The sequence below is a fragment of the Pseudomonas sp. Sample_16 genome, from assembly GCF_004307665.1.
Taxonomy (GTDB): Bacteria; Pseudomonadota; Gammaproteobacteria; order Pseudomonadales; family Pseudomonadaceae; genus Aquipseudomonas.
In genome coordinates this window covers 1-16739 of sequence record NZ_RCOB01000043.1, presented here as the reverse complement: position 1 = coordinate 16739, position 16739 = coordinate 1, and the positions used below count along the sequence as shown (strand labels likewise).

General features: G+C 59.0%; 16 protein-coding genes. 6 read left to right on the top strand and 10 right to left on the bottom strand.

The window, feature by feature from the left end:
• The 4 genes from lpxK to D8U69_RS06010 form a co-directional block, all read right to left on the bottom strand.
• A partial coding sequence (gene lpxK, locus D8U69_RS06025; protein WP_130906927.1) for a tetraacyldisaccharide 4'-kinase occupies positions 1–905 on the bottom strand: 905 nt, incomplete at its 3' end.
• Positions 905–1333: a biopolymer transporter ExbD gene (locus tag D8U69_RS06020; protein ID WP_056855949.1), complete on the bottom strand. Its 429-nt coding sequence runs from the start codon at positions 1331–1333 to the stop codon at positions 905–907. The genes lpxK and D8U69_RS06020, both read right to left, overlap by 1 nt.
• The gene (locus tag D8U69_RS06015; RefSeq protein WP_056855950.1) at positions 1330–1965 is read right to left on the bottom strand and encodes a MotA/TolQ/ExbB proton channel family protein; all 636 of its coding nucleotides are present in this window, start codon (positions 1963–1965) and stop codon (positions 1330–1332) included. Before D8U69_RS06015 ends, D8U69_RS06020 begins: the two co-directional genes overlap by 4 nt.
• Before the next feature lie 98 nt (positions 1966–2063).
• Positions 2064–4298, bottom strand: a complete 2235-nt coding sequence (locus D8U69_RS06010; RefSeq protein ID WP_130906926.1) for a DNA internalization-related competence protein ComEC/Rec2 — start codon at positions 4296–4298, stop codon at positions 2064–2066.
• A gap of 136 nt (positions 4299–4434) precedes the next feature.
• On the opposite strand from D8U69_RS06010, the gene D8U69_RS06005 reads away from it, so the two are divergent.
• Positions 4435–4950, top strand: a complete 516-nt coding sequence (locus D8U69_RS06005; protein WP_056855952.1) for a DUF2062 domain-containing protein — start codon at positions 4435–4437, stop codon at positions 4948–4950.
• A gap of 737 nt (positions 4951–5687) precedes the next feature.
• Here D8U69_RS06005 and D8U69_RS05995 read toward each other — a convergent pair.
• The 4 genes from D8U69_RS05995 to D8U69_RS05980 form a co-directional block, all read right to left on the bottom strand.
• Positions 5688–6467, bottom strand: a complete 780-nt coding sequence (locus D8U69_RS05995) for an ABC transporter permease (protein WP_056855953.1) — start codon at positions 6465–6467, stop codon at positions 5688–5690.
• Complete coding sequence (locus D8U69_RS05990) at positions 6464–7396, bottom strand: ABC transporter ATP-binding protein (protein ID WP_056855954.1); 933 nt, start codon at positions 7394–7396, stop codon at positions 6464–6466. The genes D8U69_RS05995 and D8U69_RS05990 overlap by 4 nt, the downstream gene beginning before the upstream one ends.
• A gap of 132 nt (positions 7397–7528) precedes the next feature.
• Complete coding sequence (locus tag D8U69_RS05985) at positions 7529–8152, bottom strand: glutathione S-transferase (RefSeq protein WP_130906925.1); 624 nt, start codon at positions 8150–8152, stop codon at positions 7529–7531.
• Between the two features lie 43 nt (positions 8153–8195).
• The gene (locus tag D8U69_RS05980) at positions 8196–8855 is read right to left on the bottom strand and encodes a transglutaminase family protein (RefSeq protein WP_130906924.1); all 660 of its coding nucleotides are present in this window, start codon (positions 8853–8855) and stop codon (positions 8196–8198) included.
• A gap of 247 nt (positions 8856–9102) precedes the next feature.
• Here D8U69_RS05980 and D8U69_RS05975 point away from each other — a divergent pair, with 247 nt between their 5' ends.
• The gene (locus tag D8U69_RS05975) at positions 9103–11550 is read left to right on the top strand and encodes an acyl-CoA dehydrogenase (protein WP_130906923.1); all 2448 of its coding nucleotides are present in this window, start codon (positions 9103–9105) and stop codon (positions 11548–11550) included.
• An 83-nt stretch (positions 11551–11633) separates the two neighbouring features.
• Positions 11634–12041 (top strand): PA2817 family protein, encoded by a 408-nt coding sequence (locus tag D8U69_RS05970; RefSeq protein WP_007972361.1) that lies wholly within the window; start codon positions 11634–11636, stop codon positions 12039–12041.
• Between the two features lie 78 nt (positions 12042–12119).
• On the opposite strand, the gene D8U69_RS05965 is transcribed toward D8U69_RS05970, so the two are convergent.
• Complete coding sequence (locus D8U69_RS05965; protein WP_130906922.1) at positions 12120–13118, bottom strand: LysR family transcriptional regulator; 999 nt, start codon at positions 13116–13118, stop codon at positions 12120–12122.
• 91 nt (positions 13119–13209) lie between these two features.
• Here D8U69_RS05965 and D8U69_RS05960 point away from each other — a divergent pair, with 91 nt between their 5' ends.
• The 3 genes from D8U69_RS05960 (at position 13210) to D8U69_RS05950 (ending at position 15340) form a co-directional block, all read left to right on the top strand.
• Positions 13210–13836 (top strand): alanyl-tRNA editing protein, encoded by a 627-nt coding sequence (locus D8U69_RS05960; protein ID WP_130904442.1) that lies wholly within the window; start codon positions 13210–13212, stop codon positions 13834–13836.
• Positions 13837–13929: 93 nt separating this feature from the next.
• Complete coding sequence (locus D8U69_RS05955) at positions 13930–14700, top strand: 2OG-Fe(II) oxygenase (RefSeq protein ID WP_130904443.1); 771 nt, start codon at positions 13930–13932, stop codon at positions 14698–14700.
• Position 14701: 1 nt separating this feature from the next.
• Positions 14702–15340: a LysE family translocator gene (locus D8U69_RS05950; RefSeq protein ID WP_056855961.1), complete on the top strand. Its 639-nt coding sequence runs from the start codon at positions 14702–14704 to the stop codon at positions 15338–15340.
• A gap of 115 nt (positions 15341–15455) precedes the next feature.
• On the opposite strand, the gene D8U69_RS05945 is transcribed toward D8U69_RS05950, so the two are convergent.
• Complete coding sequence (locus D8U69_RS05945; protein ID WP_056855962.1) at positions 15456–16355, bottom strand: hypothetical protein; 900 nt, start codon at positions 16353–16355, stop codon at positions 15456–15458.
• Between the last annotated feature and the right edge of the window lie 384 nt (positions 16356–16739).

Below are 16739 nucleotides of genomic sequence, written 5' to 3'. Positions count from 1 at the left end.
GCGGCGAAGGCACGGCACTTCACCGCGTCCTTTTCGGTCATCACCAACGGCAATGACGGGGTGAAATTCAAGGCCTGCAGGCTGTATTCGGCATGGTCGGCGAACGCGTGCGGGACTGGTTGCCAGTGTAGCGTTTCGAGGGTCTTGAAGAAACGCTGCGGATTGCCGATCCCGGCCACCGCGTGCAATGCCTGGCCCGAGGGAAAGTGATCGAGGTGACGTCGTTCGCCGCTTCGCAGATTGACCAGCGCAGTGGGTTGCAATTGAAAAGCAAACCCATCCTCACGATCGGCGGTGGCGCCGTTGTAGAGCACCGCGTCCACACTTTGCAGGCGCTCGGCCGGTTCGCGCAAAGGCCCGGCCGGCAAACAACGCCGATTACCCAGGCCACGGGCGGCGTCGATCAACACCAGCTCCAGATCCCGGGCCATTCGGTAATGCTGCATGCCATCATCGGACAGGATCAAATCCAGCGGTTCACTCGCCAGCAAGGCTTTGACAGCGTTGCTGCGGTTCGGGTCGATCATCAGCGGCACGCCGGTGCGCTGGACAATCAACAGCGGTTCGTCACCGGCAATTTCCGCGCTGTGCTGTGCTTCGACTCGCCATGGCAACTGCGGCGGTTTGGCGCCGTAGCCACGACTGACCACACCGACCCGCAAACCGCTGCGCTGGCAGTGATCGATCATCCACAAAATCAACGGCGTCTTGCCGGTGCCACCGACTGTAATGTTGCCCACCACGATCAGCGGCACCGGTGGCTGATAGATTTCCCCCTCGCCCGCCAAAAAGCGTTTGCGCTTTTTATCGACCACACGCCGATACAACCACTCCAGTGGCTGCAACAGCTTCAGCGCGGGATGGCCTCGGTACCATGCGGCTAACAGGCGATCGGACATGGCCATCAGGGCGCGGGCGGCGCCGCCTCGACTGTGGTCATGCGCAAGTGGCTGAAGCCAAGTTTGCCAGCGGCGTCCATCGCGGTGACGACGGACTGATGCTGGGACTTACCATCGGCACTGATCGACAGCGGCCGGCTGGTATCGCCGTTGGACTCCTTCTGCAATGCGTCCATCAGGCTGGCCAGATCACTTTTGGGCAGCACCTGGTTGTTGACCGAGAACACGCCGTCGGCACTGATGGCGATATCCAGCGGCTTGTTCTGGTCTTCGGCGGGCGATCCACTGACCGCTTCGGGAAGATCGACGCGCAGCTGGGTTTCACGGGTGAATGTGGTGGTCACAACGAAAAACAGCAGCAGGATAAACACCACATCGATCAGCGACGCGAGGTTGATGTCCACTGTTTCCCGCGGTTTGCGGCGGAATTTCACGCTTTGCCCTCAGCCAGATCCACGTCGCGGTCGCCCTGCACCACTTCGACCAGTTTGATCGCTTCCTGCTCCATCCCCACCACCAGCTCATCGATCCGGCGTTGCAGGAATCGATGGAAGAACACTGCCGGGATACCGACCATCAAACCGGCAGCCGTGGTGATCAGGGCCTTGGAGATACCACCGGCCAGCACCGACGCGTTGGTGGTCATGCCATTGCCGGTGAATGCGCTGAAAATATCGATCATGCCCAACACCGTACCGAGCAAGCCCAGCAGCGGCGCCATGGCGGCAATTGTGCCGAGCGCGTTGATGTAGCGCTCCAGATCGTGGATGACCCGTGCGGCAGCTTCTTCGATGCACTCTTTCATGATCTCGCGACCATGCTTGGAGTTGGCAAGGCCCGCGGCCAGGATTTCACCCAACGGCGAGTTGGCGCGCAGTTCCTTGAGTCTGTCCTTGTTGAGTTTCTTGTCCTTGATCCAGACCCAGACCTGACCGAGCAAATGCTCCGGCGTCACGCGGCTGGCCCGCAGGGTCCACAGACGCTCGGCAACGATTGCCATGGCCGCGATGGAACTCAGGATGATCGGCAGCATCATCCAGCCGCCGGATTTGACCAATTCCCACACAGTGTCAGTCCCCTCGAAAAAGTGCGCCACTCTAACATAGGGGGTGGACGCACCGAAGACCGTGATGTCGCATCCGGTCGGGCTTTAGTAACGCTCGGTTATTGAACCGATACTGGCGGGTCGCGCCAGAACCGCCGCTCCAGACGCATCGAGCGGGGAGATTCAAACCGCCCCAGTTGCAGATGAATGGCACCTTCATGCGCACTGTCATGGATCGCAATGCCACGCTTGAGATAGCGAGCCACGACGGTTGGGTGCGGATGGCCGAATGAATTGCCATGCCCACGAGAAATCAGCACCGCTTTAGGCTGCAAGCCATTGAGTAACGCCATGGACGACGAACTGCGGCTGCCATGATGCGGTGCCTGCAACCAGTCGGTCGGTACGGCCAATGGACTGTCGAGCAGCGATCGCTCGGCGGCGGCATCGATATCACCGGTCAACAACAAGCGCTCGCCATTGGCTTCGATCTGCAAAACACAGGACTTTTGATTGCTGTCACCGGCTGATGACCATTGCCAGAGCCGGAACTTCACCCCGTCCCAGATCCATTGCCGGTCGGTTTCACAGGCCTGGGCTTGCAACTCGGCAGGCAGTGCCAGCGGATCGCCACTGATGACACGCTTCACCGCCAGCCCCTTGGCGACCGCCAGGGCGCCGCCGGCATGATCGGCGTCGGCGTGACTGATCAGCATCAAATCGAGCTCTTTTACGCCAAGCTTGCGCAATGAAGGCAACACCACCCGTTCGCCCAGATCGAAATCACCGAAGCGCGGGCCGGTGTCATACAGCAAGGCCTGATGGCGAGTGCGCACCAGGATCGCCAGGCCTTGCCCGACGTCCAGCTGCCAGATGTCGGCGATTCCTTCGGGCAACTCTGCCCGTGGAGGAAACACCAGCAACAGCAGCATCGGCCACCCCAACGGACGCATTGGCACGCCCTGGGGCAACAACAGAAGTAAGGCGCCCATGGCCCCCACGCACCCTACCCAGAACGGGATCGCCATGGGCACCCACGCTGCAATCCGCCCAGCGACCAATGCCAACCCCTTGAACAAAAAATCGATCAAACCGCCCGCGAGCCACAACAGGCCTTCCCCTACGTGAGGCAGTGGCAATAACAGAGTGCCGAGCAATGCAGGAGGCAATACCAGCAGACTGATCCATGGCACTGCCAGCAAATTGACCAATGGTCCGCTGACACTGATCGGCAATCCCAGCACCAACAGCAACGGCAGCAGGCCAATCGCGATCAGCCATTGGGCGCGGGTCCATGTTTGCCACCAACGCCAGGGGCCGAGACGACCGCCTAAGGTAAAAATCAAAACCGCGACTGCGGCGAAGGACAGCCAGAATCCCGGTTGCAGACTGGCCAGCGGGTCTAGCAGCAATACGCCATTGAGCGCCAGCAATAACGGCCACCAGGCACCCAGGTGACGAAAACGCAGACGCCACAACAACACCAGACCGATCATCAGACAGGCACGGCGAACCGGGACTTCAAACCCGGCCAACAATCCGTAAACCAGCGCGGCGATGAATGCCAGGCCGCAAGCCCAGGGCAGCCAAGGGAGGCGAGTTGGCCAGAGTCCATAGCGGGCCAGACCGGCGATCAGCAAGTACACCACGCCCGCCAGCAAACCGATGTGCTGGCCGGAAATCACCAGCAAGTGCACGGTGCCGGTGTCTTGCAACACTTGCCAGTCTTTGCGGCTGAGCCCGGCACCATCGCCAAGCACCAACGCCGCCAGTGCCCCCGTTCGACCCTGTGCATCCACCGCCAGCAATCTTTGGCGGATGCCGTCACGCCAGGCCCATCGCGCCTCAACCAGTCGCGCGCCATCCTTGACCGTACCCGTCGCACCAATGCGTTGCGCCGATAGCCAAGCTTCGTAATCGAATGCATGCGGATTGAGCAAGCCGGCAGGACGCTTCAACTTGACCGCCAATCGCCAGCGCTCGCCACTTTTCACCGGCGGGCCGTCGTACCAGGCCAGGCGCATGAGCGACGGCACGTCTGCGTGTCGCGACGTTGCCTGCGCCAATTCAAATCGAACAACCGCCTCGCCGTTCTCGGGCAATCCCGTCACCCGCCCTTCGACCCATCGGGTCTCACCATCCAGATCCGGCGTCAAGCGGTCATCCAATGCCCAATGGGCCTGCGCGCAACCCCAACTCAAACCGAACAGAAAAAACGCCACCGGATAAGTTCTGAACGGCAGCAACATCAAACCCACAACCGGCATCAACAGCCACAACCCGACCGGCGGCAATGCCGGTAAAAAACGCAAGGCCAGCAGACCCAACGCCAGCGCCATCATCCCTGTGCGCATAAGCCCGTCCTTGAGAGTCCCGACCTTAGGCATAGTCGTCTGGCGGCACGCTCGTCGTTATCAATTGTCACAAAGTCTGAATGGGCGCTTCATGGAATCGAGACATACTTGCCGCCTTGACCGACCGAGAATCCCTATGCCCCGGCGATTATTCAAACGTTACATGCCAGACCCGACCAGCATCAGGGAACATAAATCCTTACGCTTTCTCGGCACGCTGCTGCATGACCCGAACCTCTGGCACCTCAATCGCCACTCCGTCGCACGGGCCATGGCGGTTGGCTTGTTTGCGGCTTTTCTGCCGATTCCGTTGCAGATGCTGCTGGCCGCGACCCTTGCCATCGTGGTGCGCGGCAATATGCCGATTGCAGTAAGCCTGGTCTGGCTGACCAATCCGATCACCATGCCGGCAGTGTTCTTTTGTACCTATCAGACCGGCGCGTGGTTGCTGGATGTTCCCGCGCGGCATCTGCCGGATGAGCTGACCTGGGAATGGATCAGCGGCGAGCTGTCGACGTTGTGGCAGCCGTTTTTGCTGGGGTCGGTGGTGACGGGGGTGGTGTTGGGAGCGTTGGCTTATTGCCTGGTGATGCTGTATTGGCGCTGGTGGGTCGCGCGGCAGTGGAGGCGGCGCAAGCAGAGTCGGATGTGATGGGGTGTCTTTGAGGTTGGTCGTACGTACCGTTACAGAAACCGAGGCGACCTTCGAGCCGACCTCGCTGAGGTCGAATACACTCCCATACGGCACCGCGACCCTTGTGGGAGCTGGCTTGTCGGGTCGCCGCATCGCAGCGATGGCGGCCAGACAATCAGCCATGATTTTGCGGATATAGCCGTTCCCATGTAGGAGCGAGCCTGCTCGCGATGGTCGTCAACGATAACGCGCCTTGGCTGGATGGTCGCGGTGTCTGGACGTTTTTCGCGAGCAGGCTCGCTCCTACAATGGGATGGGGGGTATCAGGTAGAGATTGGTCGGCTGTCAGGCCGTCATCGCTGCGATGCGGCGACCCGACAAGCCAGCTCCCACTTGAAATGCGTACAATCCAGACAAACAGGCCGGCCGGTAGGCCGCCTCGGCCCTCTTGTTTCACCCGCCCCATCGGCAGGCTGAGTGGAGGCGTTTATCCGGGGGTGGGCGCGTAGCGCCGTGCGGCGCAGCCGCACACATCGAGAGGAGGTCGTCGCGAAGCAGACCGGAGGCGATGCCCCCGGATGAATGCCGGAGCGAAGGTACCCCGAGCCCCAGCGAGGGGCCGTACGTAAGGGGCGAGCGTTTTTTGGTTACTTTTTTTGGCGCTTGTAAAAAAGTGACTCGCCGTAAGGGCGAAACCATAAGTGGCCGTTACCGCAGAAACGGATATACACCCAAAATCCCCAAGAAAAACATCCTCAGGTCCGCATCCCCCGCCCACTCACCAACAACCGCGCACACCCAAAATACAAAATCACCGTCGCCACCACCATGAAGGCAATCGCCACGCTGATCCGGATATCCGAAACCCCAAGAATGCCGTAGCGGAAGGCGTTGACCATGTGCAGAACAGGGTTGGCCAACGACACGGTCTGCCAGAACGGCGGCAACAGCGTAATCGAATAAAACACCCCGCCCAGATAGGTCAACGGCGTCAGCACGAACGTCGGGATGATCGAAATGTCATCGAAGTTGCGCGCAAACACGGCGTTGATGAAGCCCAGCAGCGAGAAAATCGTCGCCGTCAGCACCACCACCAGGATGGTCACGCCCAGGTGATGCACTTGCAGATGGGTGAAGAACAGCGACAACAAGGTCACGATGATCCCGACCATCAACCCGCGCAACACGCCGCCCAGGACGTAGCCGATCAGAATCGTGTGTGGCGAGACCGGTGAAACCATCAGTTCTTCGATGGAACGCTGGAACTTGCTGCCGAAGAAACTCGACACCACGTTGCCGTAGGAGTTGGTGATCACCGACATCATGATCAGCCCCGGCACGATGTACTCCATGTAGGTGAAGCCGCCCATGTCGCCGATCTGCCGGCCGATCAGGTTACCGAAGATCACGAAGTACAGAACCATGGTGATGGCCGGTGGCAGCAGGGTCTGCGGCCAGATCCGGGTGAAGCGCCGGATTTCGCGGTAAACGATGGTGTTGAGGGCGACGAGGTTGGGTTGCAGCTCGGAACTCATACCGCCACCTTCGACAGATTTTTCTCCACCAGGGACACGAACAACTCCTCAAGGCGATTGGTTTTATTTCGCAGGCTCAACACTTCAATATTTTGCTGGGCAAGCTGGGTGAACAGCGCAGTGATCCCCATCGACTTGTCCACCTGGACTTCCAGCGTATGGCCGTCAAGCAGACGTGATGGATAACCGAGCAACTGCGGTGGCGCACTGAGGCTGTTCTTCAGATCCAGCAGGAAGGTCTCGACGTGCAACTGGCCGAGCAACTGCTTCATGCTGGTGTTCTCGACGATGGTGCCGTGGTCGATGATGCCGATGTTGCGGCACAGCTGTTCAGCCTCTTCCAGGTAGTGCGTGGTGAGGATGATGGTGATGCCTTTCTGGTTCAGTTCGGTGAGGAAGGTCCACATCGAACGACGCAGTTCGATGTCGACGCCGGCAGTCGGTTCGTCGAGGATCAACAGACGTGGTTCGTGAACCAGCGCGCGGGCAATCATCAGACGACGCTTCATGCCACCCGACAGTGAACGTGATGGCACGTCGCGCTTGTCCCACAGGCCGAGCTGGGTCAAGTACTGCTCAGCGCGTTCCTTGGCGACTTTCGACGGGATGCCGTAGTAACCGGCCTGGGTCACGACGATGTCGAAGGTCTTTTCGAACTGGTTGAAGTTGAATTCCTGGGGCACGACGCCAATGCAGCGCTTGAGTTGCGCAGGGTTCTTGTCCAGGTCATGACCGAAGATATTCACCGTGCCACTGGTCTTGTTCACCAGGGTCGAAAGAATGCCGATGGTCGTGGATTTGCCGGCGCCGTTAGGGCCGAGCAAGGCGAAAAAGTCACCTTCGGCGACATCCAGATCGATACCACTCAGGGCCTGGAAACCGTTGCCGTAGGTTTTGGTTAGCTGCCGGATGGACAGAGCGGAACTCATATCGGATTACGCACCAAGAAGGGAAGAAAAGGATAAATAAGGGCGAGCGGCGAACAACACAACCACAGTGCACCGCCGCAATGTTGCTTGTCCCCGCCGCACAAGTACAGTCAAGCGTGTCGATAGTAAGTATTAAGTCAACGCAGTCATGACCGCTTTCTGATAGGCCGGACGCTGCTTCAAACGGGCGTACCAGGCCTGAAGATGGGGCAGCGGCGCGCGCTCGATCGGCATCTCGAACCAGGCATAAATGAAACTGCCGAGGGGAATATCGCCCATGCCGATGTCATCGCCGGACAGGTATGGTTTGTTCGCCAGCGCCTGATCGGCCATTGCCAGCAAGCCTTCGCATTCGGTGATCGCCGCCTTGATGGCAGACCAATCCTGCTGCTCTGCGGGAGTGCGCAATACGCCCCAGAACACCGTGCGAAACGGCCCGGCGAAACTGGAGGTGGTCCAGTCCATCCACTTGTCAGCAGTGGCCCGCGCTCGCAGATCGGTTGGATACCACGCGGTGTCGGACGCATGCCTGGCCATCAGATAACGAACGATGGCGTTGGATTCCCACAACACAAAACCATCGTCCTCAATCACCGGCACACGGCCGTTGGGGTTCATGGCGCGATACTCGGGCGTATCGACAACACCAAAGGCGCCGCCCGCATCGATGGCTTCGTATGCCAGCCCCAACTCCTCGGCGGCCCACAACGGCTTTCTGACATTCGATGAATTTTTCCGACCCCAGATCTTCAGCATGACCGCCTCTCGATTGATGAATGCGCAGGCAGCATACGCCGGATCAGGTACGACTCAAATCGCTCTGCATGTCACCCAGCAACGGCGACAGCTGTTCGCCGAACAGATGCGGATAACACTTTTCCAGGTGCTCGAAAAAGAATTCCTCAGGCACATCGGCAAACTGGCCGTGATCGACGAGGTACTCCATCAGTTTCTCGCCGTCGCGGTTGAACGGATGGAAAACACTGTCATTGACTCCATCGAATTCCAGCGGCGCCACATTGAACAACTCACACAGTTTCTGGTTGAACGCCGGGGTCGCCTTGACCCAGCGACCCTGCAGGTAGAACTCGGTGTAGCCGTGCATGGCGAACATGTCGCTCTTGAGCAGCTCGAGCAGGCGCGGCGTCGACAAATGATTGCGCACATCCGCCAGGCCGATCCGCGCCGCAATGCCGCAATGCCGCGCGGCACCGGCCAGCAGCGTGGCTTTGGGCACGCAATAACTCTCCCCGGCCGCCAGGGCGTAACTGCCGCACAAAGTCTGCGGATCGCGGCTGAAGGTGTACGGGTTGTAGCGCACGGCCTCGCGTACCGCGTAATAAAGGCTGATCGCCTGCTCAAGCGGGTCGCGACTGCTGCCACGGTGTTTTTCGGCGAACTCCACCACCGAGGGATGGTCACTATCGATGAAGCGGCCGGGGCTTAGGTACTCATGCATGCGACGATCTCCTGGGGAAGCCCCGAGTCTATCGAGAGGTTCAGCACAGAGATAACGACGTTTCGGCCAAATATGAGCGCTTAGCCGCCCGTTAAATGAACGATTTACCAGGCCTGTTGCCAACCGGACCTACAGAAATCATCCGGGATTTCCCACGTTTTCAATCACCTCGCTCCGACCCCCCTGTTTTGCGGATGCCGTCTAAGCTCTGTGGGTTGGCTCGCCCTGGTTTCACGGAGGATTAAATATGCTGCTGTTGTGGATACTGGTTCTGGTTGTCGGGATCGCTTATTTAGCCCACCGTCGCATCGCCCCGCTGCCCGCCATGGGCATCGTGGCTGTCTACCTGCTGGCAATGGGCATCTTCAGTCGCGCGCCGGGCTGGCTGTTGCTGGTTTTCTGGCTTCTGCTCGCTGCGGTCGCTGCGCCGTTACTGCTGCCTGACCTGCGCCGCAAATTCTTCAGCGCGCCGATGTTCAACTGGTTCCAGAAAACCCTGCCGCCCATGTCGCAAACCGAACGCGACGCCATTGAAGCGGGTACGGTGTGGTGGGATGGCGAACTGTTCAGCGGTCGTCCGGACTGGAACAAACTGCTGTCCTACCCCAAGGTACAACTGAGCGAAGAGGAACAGGCCTTCATCGACGGCCCGACCGAAGAACTCTGCGCCATGGTCAGTGACTACCAGATCGGTCAAACCATGGACCTGCCAGCCGAGGCCTGGACGTACATCAAGGAAAACGGTTTCTTCGCCCTGATCATCCCCAAGGAATTTGGTGGCAAAGGCTTCTCGGCGTATGCCCATTCCCAAGTGGCGATGAAACTGGCCAGCCACAGTGGCGACCTCGCCTCCACCGTGATGGTCCCCAACTCCCTCGGTCCCGCTGAGTTGCTGCTGCATTACGGCACCGACGAGCAACGTAATCACTACCTGCCACGCCTGGCACGGGGCGACGATATTCCGTGTTTCGCCCTCACCGGCCCAATGGCCGGCTCCGACGCCGGCGGCATGCCCGACACCGGGGTGATCTGCAAAGGTGAGTGGGAAGGCCAGGAAACCCTGGGCCTGCGTCTTAACTGGGAAAAGCGCTACATCACCCTGGGGCCTGTCGCCACCCTGCTTGGCCTCGCCTTCAAGGCTTACGACCCGGACCATCTGCTGGGCGACAAAGAAGACCTGGGCATCAGCCTCGCGCTGATTCCGACCGACATTCCCGGCGTGGAAATCGGTCGTCGTCACCTGCCACTGGGCGCAGCGTTCATGAACGGTCCGAACTCCGGCAAGGACGTTTTCATCCCGCTGGAGTTCCTCATCGGCGGCCAGGAAATGCTCGGCAAAGGCTGGATGATGCTGATGAATTGCCTGTCGGTCGGGCGTTCGATTTCCCTGCCGGCGGTGGGTACCGGCATGGCCAAGTTCACCAGCCTGGTGACAGGCCAGTACGCGCAGATTCGCGAACAGTTCAACGTGCCGATTGCGGCGTTCGAAGGCATTCAGGAATCCATGGCCCGCATCGGCGGTAACGCCTGGATGATGGATGCCGCGCGGATGCTGACGGCCAATGCGGTGGACCTGGGCGAGAAACCTTCGGTGCTGTCGGCGATTCTCAAGTATCACCTCACCGAACGGGGCCGTGAATGCATCAGCCACGCCATGGATGTACACGGCGGCAAGGCGATCATCCAGGGACCGAACAATTACCTCGCGCGCAAATGGTGTGGCGCGCCGATTTTCATTACCGTCGAGGGCGCGAACATTCTTTCGCGCAATCTGATGATCTTCGGTCAGGGCGCCATTCGCTGCCATCCTTTCGTCCTCAAGGAAATGGCCCTGGCCACCCATGAAGACAAGGATCAGGCACTGGTTGAGTTCGATGGCCTGTTGCTCAGGCACATCGGATTTGCCGTCAGCAATGCCGCGAGCACGCTGGTGCTGAATCTCGGGTTTGGACACCTGGAACATATGCCGGGCGACAGGCTCAGCCAGGGTTATTTCCGCGCTCTCAACCGGCAGGCTGCTGCGTTCGCATTGCTGGCCGATCTCAGCATGATGCTGCTCGGTGGCGAATTGAAACGTCGCGAACGCCTGTCGGCACGCCTGGGCGATGTACTCAGCAACATGTACCTGGCCAGCGCCGCGCTCAAGCGCTACAACGACCTCGACGCGCCGGAACACATGGAGCCGCTGTTTGCCTGGGCCATGGAGGAAAGCCTCGGCCAGGCCGAACGGGCCATGGATGAATTGCTCAACAACTTCCCGAACAAAGTCCTGGCGTGTGTGCTGCGGGTGATCGTGTTCCCGTTCGGTCGTCGCCACAAAGGGCCTTCCGACAAGCTGGGCGCACAGGTTGCTGCGGTTATCGGTCGGGCCAAAGGTGACCCGGCGCTGGAGGAAGTGCTCCTGGGTTGCTACCGCCCGCAATCGCTGGAAGACCCGGTCGGCGCCCTGCAACATGCCTGCAACCTGTCGGGCGCTGCGCAATCCTTGCAGAAAAAACTGCATGTGGCGCTCAAGAGCGGTCAGGTCAAACCGGTCGCAGGCGAGCACGTGATCGATGCAGCGCTGGAGGCCGGCGTGTTGCAACCGGTGGAAGCGCAAGCCCTGCGTGACGCCGAGGCGGCGCGGCGCAAGGTGATCGATGTCGATGACTTCGACAAAGAGGAACTGGCGATAGCCGCGGGGAAGGTCCGCTGATCAAACCGAGCCGCTACACCATGTAAAAACGGGCGCAGGAGCTTTATACTCCCGCGCCCGTTTTGCTCTTGAGGACTTATCTCGTGTCCAACATCGTTGCCGATCATCTCGTATTGCTCGACCACCTGCGCAGCATCCTGGTCGCCGTAGGTGAGGCCGAACAGGTTCCCGACGAAAGCCATGCCTTGTTCCTGGAGCGCTTCGACGAACTGCTTGCACTGCTGCCGGTCGACCCGATCGAAAGCCAGTACCTGGGCCAGGACATCCTGTGCCAGGTGATCACCCGCTACCCGCAAATCGCTCACCTGGTCCCGCGCGACCTGCTGTGGTACTTCGCTGGCGACTGCCTGCACTACATGCCTGATGACGAAATCGATCTGTATCAGGCACTGGAAGAACGTCGCTTCGAAGCCGAACAGAACGACGAGCCGTTTGACTGGAACCAGGAAAAGCAGCTACTGGCGTTGTCCAACCAGGACAGCAAGCACTGATCTGAAAGACGTTGTATGAAAAGGCCCGCATGCCGAACATGCGGGCCTTTTTGTTTTGCCGACAGATCGAGTCTTTGCTCAGAACAACCCGTCACTCTCGGGCAGTTCATACTCCGATACCGCCGTACTCAAGCTGTCCGACTTGCCCGGCTTGCCCAACGTCGGCTCTTTCTCCAGGCACTCCACCAGGTAATCGATCAACACCCGAAGCTTGGGCGGCAGGTATCGGGTTGGCGAATGCAGTAACCAGGCACCGCCGTGGTAGGACGCCAGGAAGGTCCAGTCCGGCAGCACTTGCACCATCAACCCCTTCTCCAGGGCTCGGCGCGCCGTGAAATAAGGCAGGCTGCCAATGCCGATGTGCTGCAATACCGCGCCAAACCGCACGCCCGTGTGATTGGCGGCATAGCGCCCGCGCACGCCGACAGTGACCAGCTTGTTGCCTTTCTTGAACTTCCACCGCGCATCGCTCGGGGTTTCCCCCAGATAAATGCAACTGTGGTTGAGCAAGTCATGGGGATGAGCCGGTGTTCCATGTTCGGCCAGATACTGCGGTGTCGCGCAGAGCATATGGTCGATCGTCAGCAACTGACGCCCCACCAACCCAGCAGGCGGCCGATCGGTAATGCGTATCGCCAGGTCGACGTGATCGTCGATCAAATCCACCTGACGATCCTCGAGCAACAACTCCACATCCACTTTCGGATAACGGCGCAAGAACTCCGGCATATGCGGATGGATCACGATCCGACCCACCGCTTTCGGCACACTGAGACGCACCACCCCCTCTGGCTCATCGGTGAACTGACCACTGATCTCCATCACTGAACGGGCAGCGTTGACCATCTCCTGGCACCGTTTGAACACCTCTTCCCCGCCGTCGCTCAAACGCAGCTTGCGCGTGGTGCGTTGCAGGAGTCGCGTCGCGAGCGCTTTCTCCAGTCGCGAAATACTGCGGCTGACCGCCGAGGGTGAAGAGCCCAATTGACGTGCCGCTTCGGAGAAGCTGCCGGTCTCGACAACCTTGACGAAAATCGCCATTTCACCAAGAAGAGGCAACGGTAGATTTATGCTCACAACGCAACAGTCCTTTGATGTTTGAACGGATTATCACGCTATTCCACCCTTCATATAATAAAAAACAGAATTTTTTATTCGAGCACGGAACATGACGCTTCGCCTGTTTTTCCATAGTGATGAGCTCAAGGCCAACGTGGAAGTCCTGGACTGCACGCCACACGAGAGCGAATTCGCCGTGGTACTGCGCGCAACACTGTTCCACCCGCAGGGCGGTGGGCAACCCTTCGATACCGGCTGGATTGGCGAAAGCCGAGTGCTACGCGTAGTCCAGGACCCGGACCGGATCGTCCACTTCGTCGACAGTCCGGTAAAAATCGGTATGACCCAGATCCGGATCGACGAAGAGCGTCGCCAGTTCAATACACGCATGCATTCAGCCGGCCACCTGATCGGTCATTTCGTCCAGGCCATGGGCTGGATGCCGATCAAGGCGCATCACTGGCCTGGCGAAGGGCGTGTGCAGTTCAAACCGACGGAATCGGCCCGGGAAGTTGAAGCGCAAACCCTGCAGGGAGGCATCGAGCAGTGGATCGCCCACGACCTGCCGCGCTTGATATCACTGCGCGAAGGCGCCCGGGAAATAGGTTTCGGTGAACTGCCCGCCTACGGTTGCGGCGGCACCCATGTACGTAGCCTCAAGGAATTGGGCACGGTCACGATCGAATCCCTTTCGCAAAAGAAAGGGACGTTATCCGTCCACTACCACGTGGACTGAGCCTTTGGGCGATGGCCCCCAAGCCATTGCCCGACGCCGGGAGGAGCCTGCACTCGCAGGCTTCGTCGACTCTCTGATAGATGGACCTGAGACATGATGCTAGACGTCGAGCGTCTCGATGAGACGTGCATAAAAAAACTGGCCAATGAAGAAGTCCTCGCCATACGCGTAAAAAATTGGCTACCCACGCCGTTGGCGATGCAGATTGGCGACAAGATCCTCGCACCCGGCTTTGAAGGCTATATCAACGCGCCCAGTATCGGCCGTATCGGCATGGCGTTTTACGAGGCGGAAAACCAGCCGCTGTTGATAGAGGATTATTTCGAACGCGCCACCCGCAACATCGCGGAATTACGCAACCGGTGTGCGCCCTACCCGTCGCCGGTCGACACCCTGCGCTGCATGCTCGACGAATCCTGGCCGGCGGGAGCGCACCTGGAAAACCTCTACGGACGCAAGATGTACGTCGGACTCTCCCGCGTGGTGAAACCCGGTGTGTGCTTTCTTGCCCATCACGACATCTTCGCCAAGGACGCCCCGGACAGCTTCCAGGCCAGAAGCCTGGAGGCGCAGTTCGCCTGCAACGTCTACCTGAACATGCCCACCGAAGGCGGTGCTCTGCAGTTGTGGGACGACGACATTTCCCCGGAACAATTCGACGAAATGCGCGGCGACAGTTACGGCATCGAACCGGCTTTGCTTGGTACGCCAGCGCTGGAGATTCTCCCCGCTCCCGGGGATTTCATCATGTTCAACTCCCGCCGCATGCACTCAGTGACCCCGGGCGTGGCCGAACCACGCCTGAGTCTTTCATTTTTTGTCGGCTATCGCGGCACGGCTTCCCCCCTGACTTTCTGGAGTTGAGATGCTTTCAAATTACCTGGGTGAATTTCTGGCGCTGGCAATCGTGCACTTTCTCGCCGTGGTCGCCCCCGGTCCGGACTTCGCCGTAACCATCCGCCAAAGCGTACGTTTTGGCCGATGGGTGGGGATCTGCACCGCACTGGGCATCGGCGCCGGCATTTCCGTGCATGTGCTGTATACGGTGCTGGGCGTCGGCGCCTTGATGCACACCACGCCATGGCTGCTCACGGTGGCCAAGGTCGTGGGCGCCGCCTACATCCTGTATCTGGGCGTCAGCCTGATTCGCAGCCAGCCCAGATCCGTACTCGAGGGCGATAAAATCACTGATGAACCGGTTATCCAGCAGACATCGCTGAAGGCCTTCACCACCGGTTTTCTGACCAACGCCACCAACCCGAAGGCCACACTGTTTTTCCTGGCGATTTTCACCACGCTCATCAGCGCCACCACACCACTGAAGATTCAGGCGCTCTACGGGGTGTGGATGTGCCTGGTAAACGCCCTGTGGTTTGTGATCGTGGCGCTGTTCTTTTCCAGCTCCAAGGTCAGACTGCTGTTCATGCGCATGGGCCATTGGTTTGAACGCACCATGGGTGTGGTCCTGATTTTGTTTGCGGGGCGGTTGATGTTGTCGATGTAAACGCGCAGCAACTCCGATCTGGGCTTAGAAGAGTGGCGGCAAGATTCTGCCCCTCTTCGACTCCGTGAACCCTGGACCTCTGGCGAGAAGGCTTACGGTTCGATCCTTAAACTACTCACTCAATCGCAACTTTAGCCTGAGTAGTGGCAATCACCCTGTCGCCATAAGTAGCGTTGCAGACCACATCACAGAGTTTTCCGTCAGTAGACACGGAGGAGAAACAAGCACTGAACAGCAGTTGTTTATCGGCAGAAACCAGCTCGTCTGCCGCTAATGTCACATGTAAAAGCCTAAAGGGAGTAACCCGACCCACCTTATGATCCAGTAGCCGAGACATGACCTGACTCAGACCATACATGACAACTGCCACGGGCCACGTCGGGTAGTCAGGGAAGTGTCCTTCACACCTGGCTGCCGAGAACCCAACACTTTCAGCAGTGATCTCCTGCTCACTCAACGTAAGCACCGACAATGGGAACGCTTCAGCGTATGGAGAACTAACAGAGCTCGAGGTAGTGGGCACTAGATGGTTTGAGAAGAGCTTTTGAAATGTCTTTTCTGACAGCACTTGGTAATCCACGGACAACTCTGCGTACAACTGCCCCTCGATCAACAGCTCGGTTCTTGCGAGCACCCTTTTTCGTGACCTTTCAACGATCTTAGCCCGAGCGGTCATCAACGGAGTTCGTCCATACCTCATGGGGTTGTACCGCAAATCCCAGTGAGCTCGTGAGGCCAAGTAATACACACGCTCTCCTTCAACCTGCGCCAGCGCAGCAGCGCACGACCCCAGGATAGCCAAGTGGCGCCCGGCCTCGGCCGTAGCCAATGGTCCGAGCTCGCTCCCCAGCGGTTGCTCAGGCTTGAAATCCCCCCAGATATCCCACTCGCCAGAGACTTTGTAGAGCGAATCAAATGCAAAATATGGGCGCTGTACTGCAATGCTCGTGGCCATCTGCGCCATGTTGACCGCAGTTCGATCTTTCTGAGTTGGAATCTGGAACACCTGACTCATGGCTGCCTTTCTTCCTATCGGTGATGACAAGAACATTGCTTGACCCTGTGGCACATCTAAACAGTAGGGCAAAACCTACATGACCGAACCTGTCAAAAATTACAGTTCGACTGCAAAGACGACCGACGGCACCAGATTGCGGTCCACCCCTTCCGGGCAGCCCAGGTCTTCGAGCTTGGCCAGCCAACAAGAAATGGAAGTGTCATTGCTTGGCCCCGTTGGGGCCTAGAACAGCGCCAGCCCCCAAAATTTTGAGGGTGGAGTTCTTACCGGAAGAACACGCGCAAACAAAAACGCCGCTCATTGCTGAGCGGCGTTTTTGTTGAATATGGAGCGGGAAACGAGACTCGAACTCGCGACCCCGACCTTGGCAAGGTCGTGCTC

Bases quoted from the DNA above. Each gene is read 5' to 3' on its own strand.
- D8U69_RS06010 (WP_130906926.1), bottom strand. From the start codon at position 4,298: ATGCGCACAGGGATGATGGCGCTGGCGTTGGGTCTGCTGGCCTTGCGT.
- D8U69_RS06005 (WP_056855952.1), top strand. From the start codon at position 4,435: ATGCCCCGGCGATTATTCAAACGTTACATGCCAGACCCGACCAGCATC.
- D8U69_RS05995 (WP_056855953.1), bottom strand. From the start codon at position 6,467: ATGAGTTCCGAGCTGCAACCCAACCTCGTCGCCCTCAACACCATCGTT.
- D8U69_RS05990 (WP_056855954.1), bottom strand. From the start codon at position 7,396: ATGAGTTCCGCTCTGTCCATCCGGCAGCTAACCAAAACCTACGGCAAC.
- D8U69_RS05985 (WP_130906925.1), bottom strand. From the start codon at position 8,152: ATGCTGAAGATCTGGGGTCGGAAAAATTCATCGAATGTCAGAAAGCCG.
- D8U69_RS05980 (WP_130906924.1), bottom strand. From the start codon at position 8,855: ATGCATGAGTACCTAAGCCCCGGCCGCTTCATCGATAGTGACCATCCC.
- D8U69_RS05975 (WP_130906923.1), top strand. From the start codon at position 9,103: ATGCTGCTGTTGTGGATACTGGTTCTGGTTGTCGGGATCGCTTATTTA.
- D8U69_RS05960 (WP_130904442.1), top strand. From the start codon at position 13,210: ATGACGCTTCGCCTGTTTTTCCATAGTGATGAGCTCAAGGCCAACGTG.
- D8U69_RS05955 (WP_130904443.1), top strand. From the start codon at position 13,930: ATGATGCTAGACGTCGAGCGTCTCGATGAGACGTGCATAAAAAAACTG.
- D8U69_RS05950 (WP_056855961.1), top strand. From the start codon at position 14,702: ATGCTTTCAAATTACCTGGGTGAATTTCTGGCGCTGGCAATCGTGCAC.
- D8U69_RS05945 (WP_056855962.1), bottom strand. From the start codon at position 16,355: ATGAGTCAGGTGTTCCAGATTCCAACTCAGAAAGATCGAACTGCGGTC.